The organism is Vibrio sp. 378, from assembly GCF_033339435.1.
In genome coordinates this window covers 1-6,321 of record NZ_JAWOUO010000035.1, presented here as the reverse complement: position 1 = coordinate 6,321, position 6,321 = coordinate 1, and the positions used below count along the sequence as shown (strand labels likewise).

8 protein-coding genes and 1 pseudogene are annotated in these 6,321 nt (G+C 62.9%); 8 read left to right on the top strand and 1 reads right to left on the bottom strand.

From position 1 onward, the window contains the following. Nucleotides 1-88: 88 nt before the first annotated feature. The 4 genes from R7Q48_RS23660 to repC are packed head-to-tail and all read left to right on the top strand — an operon-like array spanning nt 89 to nt 2,329. Nucleotides 89-364, top strand: coding sequence for a hypothetical protein (locus tag R7Q48_RS23660; protein ID WP_223847821.1), 276 nt, complete (start codon nt 89-91; stop codon nt 362-364). Between the two features lie 56 nt (nt 365-420). Beyond that, complete coding sequence (gene urfF / locus R7Q48_RS23655) at nt 421-627, top strand: plasmid repression protein F (protein WP_112928753.1); 207 nt, start codon at nt 421-423, stop codon at nt 625-627. A 30-nt stretch (nt 628-657) separates the two neighbouring features. Next, nucleotides 658-1,497 carry a helicase RepA family protein gene (locus tag R7Q48_RS23650; protein WP_169573183.1) on the top strand — a complete coding sequence of 280 codons (840 nt, stop codon included), beginning with the start codon at nt 658-660 and terminating at the stop codon, nt 1,495-1,497. Continuing rightward, entirely contained in the window at nt 1,484-2,329 is an 846-nt protein-coding gene (repC, locus tag R7Q48_RS23645; protein ID WP_112928757.1) for a replication protein C, IncQ-type, read from the top strand. Before R7Q48_RS23650 ends, repC begins: the two co-directional genes overlap by 14 nt. 604 nt (nt 2,330-2,933) lie before the next feature. Here the strand turns inward: repC and R7Q48_RS23640 are convergent. Then, nucleotides 2,934-3,194 (bottom strand): mobilization protein, encoded by a 261-nt coding sequence (locus R7Q48_RS23640; RefSeq protein WP_169573164.1) that lies wholly within the window; start codon nt 3,192-3,194, stop codon nt 2,934-2,936. 182 nt (nt 3,195-3,376) lie between these two features. Between R7Q48_RS23640 and R7Q48_RS23635 the strand changes: the two are divergent. The 4 genes and pseudogenes from R7Q48_RS23635 to R7Q48_RS23620 form a co-directional block, all read left to right on the top strand. Beyond that, nucleotides 3,377-4,018 (top strand): annotated as a pseudogene (locus R7Q48_RS23635) (MobA/MobL family protein); the annotation flags it as partial. A gap of 106 nt (nt 4,019-4,124) precedes the next feature. Further along, a complete protein-coding gene (locus R7Q48_RS23630) occupies nt 4,125-4,535 on the top strand; it encodes an IncQ-type mobilization protein MobB (protein WP_011117300.1) in 411 nt (136 codons plus the stop codon). Beyond that, nucleotides 4,466-5,488 carry a DNA-primase RepB domain-containing protein gene (locus R7Q48_RS23625; protein WP_318057402.1) on the top strand — a complete coding sequence of 341 codons (1,023 nt, stop codon included), beginning with the start codon at nt 4,466-4,468 and terminating at the stop codon, nt 5,486-5,488. The genes R7Q48_RS23630 and R7Q48_RS23625 overlap by 70 nt, the downstream gene beginning before the upstream one ends. Nucleotides 5,489-5,633: 145 nt before the next feature. Further along, entirely contained in the window at nt 5,634-6,197 is a 564-nt protein-coding gene (locus R7Q48_RS23620) for an AacA4 family aminoglycoside N(6')-acetyltransferase (protein ID WP_112928758.1), read from the top strand. Nucleotides 6,198-6,321: the final 124 nt, after the last annotated feature.

The window sequence follows — 6,321 nt, the reverse complement described above, 5'->3', positions numbered from 1 at the left end:
GCTTTCAGGTCGCGATATGCGGCCTAACAATTCGTCCAAGCCGACGCCGCTTCGCGGCGCGGCTTAACTCAGGTGTTACCGCAGCGAAATGGCCGGGCTGGTCAAGCGGTACGGTGACGACCTCAGCAAGTGCGACTTTATCGCGGCCATGAAGCTGGCCAGCAAGGGCCGGGAGCCGGACGAGATCGGCAAGGCCATGGCCGAGGCCAGCCCCGCCATCATGGAGCGCAAGACGGGCCATGAGGCCGATTACATCAAGCGTACGGTGCAGAAGGTGATGGAGCTGCCGCAGGTGCAGGAGGCCCGCGCCGAGCTGGCGAAGCAGGCCGAGAAACAGCAGTACCGAGGGCCGACATTAGGATAAAACACTTGCATTAGAGCTAATGCCTGTTATGGTGTTAGCTCTAATGCGGAGGAAATATGAAAGACCAACACGACAAGCGTACCGGCAACCTGCTGGCCACCCCCAACGCTATACGACAGGCCCGCTTTGCCGAGCAGCAGCGAGCCATGGGCCGCAAGGCCCGGAAGATATGGGCCACAGACGCAGAGGCCGAGGCGCTGCGGCTGTATCTGGAAGAACTCAGGGCGGCGCAGGGCGGGGGTAGTGACCCCGCCAGCGCCTAACCACCAACCGCCTACACAGGAGGCAAATCAATGGCTACCCATAAGCCTATCGACATTCTGGCGAGCTTCACAGAGCTACCGCCACCGATTGACTACGTACTGCCCAACATGGTGGCCGGCACCGTGGGGGCGCTGGTGTCCCCCGGTGGGGCCGGCAAGTCCATGCTGGCCCTGCAACTGGCCGCACAGATCGCAGGCGGCCCCGACCTGCTGGACGTGGGCGAGTTGCGCACCGGCCCGGTGATCTACCTGCCCGCCGAAGACCCGCCCACCGCCATACATCACCGCCTGCACGCATTGGGGGAACGCCTGACCGACGAGCAACGGCAAGCCGTGGCTGACGGTCTGCTAATCCAGCCGCTGATCGGCAGCCTACCCAACATCATGGCCCCGGAGTGGTTCGACGGCCTCAAGCGAGCCGCTGAGGGACGCCGCTTGATGGTGCTGGATACCTTGCGCCGGTTCCACATCGAGGAAGAGAACGCCAGCGGCCCCATGGCGCAAGTGATTGGCCGCATGGAGGCCATCGCCGCCGATACCGGGTGCTCTATCGTGTTCCTGCACCATGCCAGCAAGGGCGCGGCCATGATGGGCGCAGGCGACCAGCAGCAGGCCAGCCGGGGATCGTCCGTGCTGGTGGATAACATCCGCTGGCAATCGTACCTGTCCGGCATGACCACCGGTGAGGCCGAGGAATGGGGCGTAGACGACACGCAGCGGCCCTATTTCGTCCGCTTTGGAGTCAGCAAGGCCAACTATGGGGCACCGTTCAAAGACCGCTGGTTCAGGCGGCATGACGGCGGGGTACTCAAGCCCGCCGTGCTGGAAAAGCAGCACAAGAGCAAGGGGGTGCCTCGTGGCAAAGCCTAAGAACAAACACAGCCTCAGCCACGTCCGGCACGACCCGGCGCACTGTCTGGCCCCCGGCCTGTTCCGTGCCCTCAAGCGGGGCGAGCGCAAGCGCGGCAAGCTGGACGTGACGTATGACTACGGCGACGGCAAGCGGATCGAGTTCAGCGGCCCGGAGCCGCTGGGCGCTGATGATTTGCGCATCCTGCAGGGGCTGGTGGCCATGGCCGGGCCTAGTGGTCTGGTGCTAGAGCCAGAACCGGAGACCCCCGGCGGGCAGCAGCTCCGGCTGTTCCTGGAACCCAAATGGGAAGCCGTTACCGCTGACGCCATGGTGGTCAAGGGTAGCTATCGGGCGCTGGCTCGTGAAATAGGCTATGCCAATATCGAGGACTCAAAGCCCATCAGGGACTGCATTGAACGGCTTTGGAAGGTGTCCATCATCGCCCAGAATGGCCGCAAGCGGCAGGGCTTCCGGCTGCTTGCCGAGTACGCCAGCGACGAGGCAGACGGGCGCCTGTATGTGGCCCTGAACCCCTTGATCGCGCAGGCCGTCATGGGTGGCGGCCAGCATGTGCGCATCAGCATGGACGAGGTGCGGGCGCTGGACAGCGAAACCGCCCGCCTGCTGCACCAGCGGCTGTGTGGCTGGATCGACCCCGGCAAGACCGGCAAGGCGGCCATAGATACCCTGTGCGGCTACGTCTGGCCGTCAGAGGCCAGTGGGGCCGCCATGCGCAAGAGACGCCAGCGGGTGCGCGAGGCGCTGCCGGAGCTGATCGCGCTGGGCTGGACGGTGAACGAGTATGCGGCGGGTAAGTACGACATCGCACGGCCCAAGGCGGCAGGCTGACCCCTGCAATAACTGTCACGCCCCCCCCGTTAACTGTCACGCCCCCCCCGTTAACTGTCACGCCCCCCCCCGTTAACTGTCACGAACCCCCCCGTTAACTGTCACGCCCCCAAACCTGCAAACCCAGCAGGGGCGGGGGCTGGCGGGGTGCTGAAAAAATCCATCCATGATTATCTAAGAATAATCCACTAGGCGCGGTTAACAGCGCCCTAGTGGGGCGCTGTTTGCCCTTGCCCAAAATGCCCGGCCAGAGGCCGGATAACTGATCTATCCGCTGCGCTAGGCTACACACCGCCCCCACCGCTCCGCGGTAGGGAAAAGGCGGGCCAAGGCCCGCAAACCCAAACCCCATGCACAGACGCCACAGGAAGCCGCAGACGCCTTTAGCCGCTTTAGCGGCCTTTACCCCTGCCCGCAGGGCGGGGGCGCGTGTGAAGCCCCGCAGGGGCCATGCTGGCCACCTTGCGCTTGGCTATCTCCGCCTTGATGGTCGCGCCCGCCTCTCGCATCTCTTGCTGCAGGGCTTCGATCTCGGCAGGTGTCAGCCGGTAGAAGCTCACCCTTGCCCCTCTTGCGGCTCCGGCTGGCCATGCTCCTGTGGCTGCTATTCCTGCTTGGGTGGCAGTCCGAACAGCGCCCGGTCATGGTCGCGCTCTAGGTAGCTGTCCAGCCCATCGAGCAAGCGCTGTTCTGGCCACTCGCCGCTTTCGACTTTGCCGAGTATCCACGCGCCTACCAGCACCTTGCGCCGGGTGTCCTCCTTGCGCTTTTGCTGCTGCTCCCGTGCCCTGACCCGCTGGATCTTGGCGTTGATCCGTGCCCGTTGCTCTTCCAGCTTGGCGAGCCGTTCCGCTGCTTTTGCCATGTTGACATTCCCCTTGGTTATGTGCTTGCCATCATGCTATCATCGGAGCACAGACACCGCAAACCCCGACCGTCATTCTAACGGGAGGGCGCACTTACCGGTTTCTCTTCGAGAAACTGCCCTGCGGGCACCCCTTTGGGGCTGTGCGCTCTCCGAGGGCCATTGCATGGAGCTAAACCCCTATGGCCATCTATCACCTTACGGCCAAGACCGGCAGCCGGAACGGCGGCCAGTCGGCCAAGGCGAAAGCCGATTACATCCAGCGGGAGGGCCGTTACTCCCGCGACCGTGACGAGGTGCTGCACACTCAGTCCGGCCACCTGCCCGAGTGGGCCGAGCGCCCCGCCGACTACTGGGATGCTGCCGACCTGTATGAACGCGCCAATGGGCGGCTGTTCAAAGAGGTTGAGTTTGCCCTGCCGGTCGAACTGACCCTAGATCAGCAGCGGGAGCTGGTGGACGAATTCGCCCGGCATCTGACCGAGGGCGAGCGCCTGCCGTATACGCTGGCCATTCATGCCGGTAAAGGTGAGAACCCCCATTGCCACTTGATGATCTCTGAGCGGAAGAACGACGGTATCGAGCGCCCGGCTGACCAGTGGTTCAAGCGGTACAACGCCAAACAGCCAGAGCGGGGCGGGGCGCAGAAGTCCGAGAGCCTGAAGCCCAAGGCATGGCTTGAGCAGACCCGCGAGGCATGGGCCGACCATGCCAACCGGGCATTAGAGCGGGCTGGTCACGACGCCCGCATTGACCATAGAACACTTGAGGCGCAGGGCATCGAGCGCCTGCCGGGCATCCATCTTGGCCCCAACGTGGTGGAGATGGAGGGCCGGGGCATCCGCACCGAGCGGGCCGACACCGCCCTAGCCATCGACACGGCCAACGGCCAGATCATCGACTTACAAGAATACCGGGAGGTTATCGAGCATGAGCGCGATAGACAGAGTGAAGAAGTCCAGAGGCATCAACGAGTTAGCGGAGCAGATCGAACCGCTGGCCCAGAGCATGGCGACACTGGCCGACGAGGCCCGGCAGGTCATGAGCCAGACTCAGCAGGCCAGCGAGGCGCAGGCAGCGGAGTGGCTGAAAGCCCAACGCCAGACAGGGGCGGCATGGGTGGAGCTGGCCAAGGAGTTGCGGGAGGTAGCCGCCGAGGTGAGCAGCGCCGCGCAGAGCGCCCGGAGCGCCGCCCGTGGCTGGACATGGAAGTTGTGGGCCGGGGTCTTGATCGCTTCCGTGACGCCTATTCTGGCGCTGCTGATCGCATCATGGCTTTGGCTGGAGCCGCAAATCATCGAACAACAGGGGGGTATATGGCTGGTTTTCAAGCTCAAGTAAAGGGTGACCGCACCGCGCAAGCCATCGCCCGGCAGCTCAAGGCCATGGGCTGCGACCGGTACGACATCGGCATACGGGATGCCGCCAGCGGCAAGATGATGAACCGGGAATGGTCAGCCGCCGAAGTGCTCCAGAACACGCCATGGCTCAAGCGGATGAATGCCCAGGGCAATGACGTGTATATCAGGCCCGCCGAGCAGGAGCGGCATGGTTTGGTGCTGGTGGACGATCTCAGTGAGTTCGACTTGGATGACATGAAAGCCGAGGGCCGGGAGCCGGCGCTGATCGTGGAGACCAGCCCCAAGAACTATCAGGCATGGGTAAAAGTGGCTCAGGACGCCCCAGCAGGTCACAGGGGCGTAATCGCCCGGAAGCTGGCCCGCGAGTACGACGCCGACCCGGCCAGCGCCGACAGCCGCCACTATGGTCGCTTGGCGGGCTTCACCAACCGCAAGGACAAGCACACCACCCGCACCGGTTATCAGCCGTGGGTGCTGCTGCGTGAATCCAAGGGCAAGACCGCCACCGCAGGGCCGGAGCTGATGCAGCAGGCCGGGCAGGTGCTGGACAGCATTAAGCGCCAACAGGAACGGACGGCACGACTGGCCGAGATCACCGCCCCGCGGAGTGTGCGCCGGTATCGCCGCAGCGCCGTGGACGACTACCGCAGCGAAATGGCCGGGTTGGTCAAACGCTTCGGTGACGACCTCAGCAAGTGCGACTTCATTGCGGCTATGAAGCTGGCCAGCAAGGGCCGGGAGCCGGACGAGATCGCCAAGGCCATGGCCGAGGCCAGCCCCGCGATCATGGAGCGCAAGGCAGGCCATGAGGCCGATTACATCAAGCGCACGGTACAGAAAGTGATGGAGCTGCCGCAGGTGCAGGAGGCCCGCGCCGAGCTGGCGAAGCAGACCCAGAAGCAGCGCAGTCGGGGGCCAGATTTAAGTATGTAATGCTTGCGTTAGCGCTAACTGGTGGTATACTGTTAGCTCTAATGGAGGGTTTGAGATGAAAGACCAACACGACAAGCGTACCGGCAACCTGCTGGCCACCCCTAACGCTATACGACAGGCCCGCTTTGCCGAACAGCAGCGAGCCATGGGCCGCAAGGCCGCGAGCACCCCCCCCATAACTCTTCGCCTCATGACCGAGCGCGACCTGCCGATGCTCCATGATTGGCTCAACCGGCCGCACATCGTTGAGTGGTGGGGTGGTGACGAAGAGCGACCGACTCTTGATGAAGTGCTGGAACACTACCTGCCCAGAGCGATGGCGGAAGAGTCCGTAACACCGTACATCGCAATGCTGGGCGAGGAACCGATCGGCTATGCTCAGTCGTACGTCGCGCTCGGAAGCGGTGATGGCTGGTGGGAAGATGAAACTGATCCAGGAGTGCGAGGAATAGACCAGTCTCTGGCTGACCCGACACAGTTGAACAAAGGCCTAGGAACAAGGCTTGTCCGCGCTCTCGTTGAACTACTGTTCTCGGACCCCACCGTGACGAAGATTCAGACCGACCCGACTCCGAACAACCATCGAGCCATACGCTGCTATGAGAAGGCAGGATTCGTGCGGGAGAAGATCATCACCACGCCTGACGGGCCGGCGGTTTACATGGTTCAAACACGACAAGCCTTCGAGAGAAAGCGCGGTGTTGCCTAACAACTCATTCAAGCCGACGCCGCTTCGCGGCGCGGCTTAATTCAGGTGTTAGCGGTAATTTAACCAGATAGGAGTACAGACATATGAAAATCGTAAAAAGGATATTATTAGTATTGTTAAGTTT

Coding starts and splice junctions, on each gene's coding strand:
- R7Q48_RS23660 (WP_223847821.1), top strand. CDS start 89: ATGGCCGGGCTGGTCAAGCGGTACGGTGACGACCTCAGCAAGTGCGAC.
- urfF (WP_112928753.1), top strand. CDS start 421: ATGAAAGACCAACACGACAAGCGTACCGGCAACCTGCTGGCCACCCCC.
- R7Q48_RS23650 (WP_169573183.1), top strand. CDS start 658: ATGGCTACCCATAAGCCTATCGACATTCTGGCGAGCTTCACAGAGCTA.
- R7Q48_RS23640 (WP_169573164.1), bottom strand. CDS start 3,194: ATGGCAAAAGCAGCGGAACGGCTCGCCAAGCTGGAAGAGCAACGGGCA.
- R7Q48_RS23630 (WP_011117300.1), top strand. CDS start 4,125: ATGAGCGCGATAGACAGAGTGAAGAAGTCCAGAGGCATCAACGAGTTA.
- R7Q48_RS23625 (WP_318057402.1), top strand. CDS start 4,466: ATGGCTTTGGCTGGAGCCGCAAATCATCGAACAACAGGGGGGTATATG.
- R7Q48_RS23620 (WP_112928758.1), top strand. CDS start 5,634: ATGGGCCGCAAGGCCGCGAGCACCCCCCCCATAACTCTTCGCCTCATG.